2 protein-coding genes are annotated in these 1,561 nt (G+C 67.5%); one reads left to right on the forward strand and one right to left on the reverse strand.

Features of this window, described 5'->3' with window-relative positions; all coding sequences use genetic code 11:
- Positions 1-833 (reverse strand): citrate synthase 2 (locus tag WA317_RS03420; RefSeq protein WP_425171705.1); only part of this gene is annotated, 833 nt, incomplete at its 3' end.
- Positions 834-917: 84 nt separating this feature from the next.
- Between WA317_RS03420 and pdxH the strand changes: the two genes are divergently transcribed.
- Positions 918-1,561 (forward strand): pyridoxamine 5'-phosphate oxidase (gene pdxH, locus WA317_RS03425; protein WP_425171706.1); only part of this gene is annotated, 644 nt, incomplete at its 3' end.

Here is a 1,561-nt window from a genome sequence, read left to right on the forward strand (position 1 = left end):
CGAGGCGCACCTAACCGCTTGGCGGTCGCGCGCAGTACCCGGGCCCGCGGGTCTTCGGCACGGTATACCCGGTGCCCGAAGCCCATCAGCTTCTCGCCGCGGCCCAGGATGCCCTTGACCAGACCGCGTGCGTCACCGCTGCGTTCCACTTTTTCGAGCATCGGCAGCACCCGCGCCGGCGCGCCGCCGTGCAGTGGACCGCTCATGGCGCCGATCGCCCCGGATAGGGCTGCCGCTACGTCTGCGCCGGTCGAGGCGATCACCCGGGCGGTGAACGTGGAGGCGTTCATGCCATGCTCGGCGGCCGACACCCAATAGGCGTCCACGGCTTCGACGTGACGTGGGTCCGGTTCACCTTGCCAGCGGGTCATGAAACGCGATGTGATGGTGGAACACTGGTCGATGATGCGCTGCGGAACCGCCGGCTGGTAGATGCCGCGGGCCGACTGCGCCACGTAAGACAGCGCCATCACCGACGCCCGGGCGAGCTGGTTTCGTGCGGTGGCTTCATCAATGTCGAGTAGTGGCTGATACCCCCAGATCGGCGCCAACATCGCCAGACCGGCCTGCACGTCCACCCGGACGTCGCCGCTGTGAATCGGCAACGGGAAGGGTTCTGCCGGGGGCAGGCCGTGACCGAACTTCCCGTCGACCAGCAACGACCAGGCGTCGCCGAAGGTCACCTGACGGCCCACCAGATCCTCGATGTCCACACCGCGGTAGCGCAGCGCCCCACCGTCCTTGTCCGGCTCAGCAATCTCGGTGGTGAAGGCCACCACGCCGTCGAGGCCGGGAACGAAGTTCTCCGGGATGCTTGCGGAAGTCACACCCATGAGCCGATTCTCCCACCTCGGTCGCGGCCCGACGCTACCGGTCGGTAACCAAGACAGCGGTGGCCCGTTGGTAGCGTTGGCGCGATGGCGGGACCGGACAACGAGCATCTGGCGGCGATGCGGGCGGAGTATGGGTCGGTGGAAAAAGACGGTAGTCCCGACCTCGAGGTCGACTGGCTCGACAACGGTTGGGTCGTGTTGCTGCGCAAGTGGATCGACGATGCTGAGCGAGCGAACGTCGCCGAGCCCAACGCCATGGTGTTGGCCACTGTGGAGGCCGGGCGACCGGTGAGCCGATCGGTGCTGTGCAAAGGCGTCGACGAGACCGGCATCACGTTCTTCACCAACTACGACTCGGCCAAAGGCACCCAGTTGGCGGCGACGCCCTACGCCTCGGCGACCTTCCCCTGGTATCTGCTCGGCCGGCAGTTTCACATCCGCGGTCCGGTGACCCAGGTGGATCGTCAGGCCACTGAGGACTACTGGTCGAAGCGGCCGCGCGGCTCCCAACTGGGCGCGTGGGCCTCGCATCAGTCTTGGCCGATCGGCTCGCGTGCCGACCTGCTCGACCAGCTCGCCGAGGTGACCGACCGCTTCGCCGACCTCGACCGCGTCCCGGCGCCCCCGAACTGGGGTGGCTACCGCATCGCGCCCGACGTGGTCGAGTTTTGGCAGGGCCGGGAGAACAGGCTGCACAACCGGATACGTGTGGTCGGCGGTCACGTCGA

It is taken from the genome of Mycobacterium sp., from assembly GCF_049802695.1.
Classification (GTDB): domain Bacteria; phylum Actinomycetota; class Actinomycetes; order Mycobacteriales; family Mycobacteriaceae; genus Mycobacterium.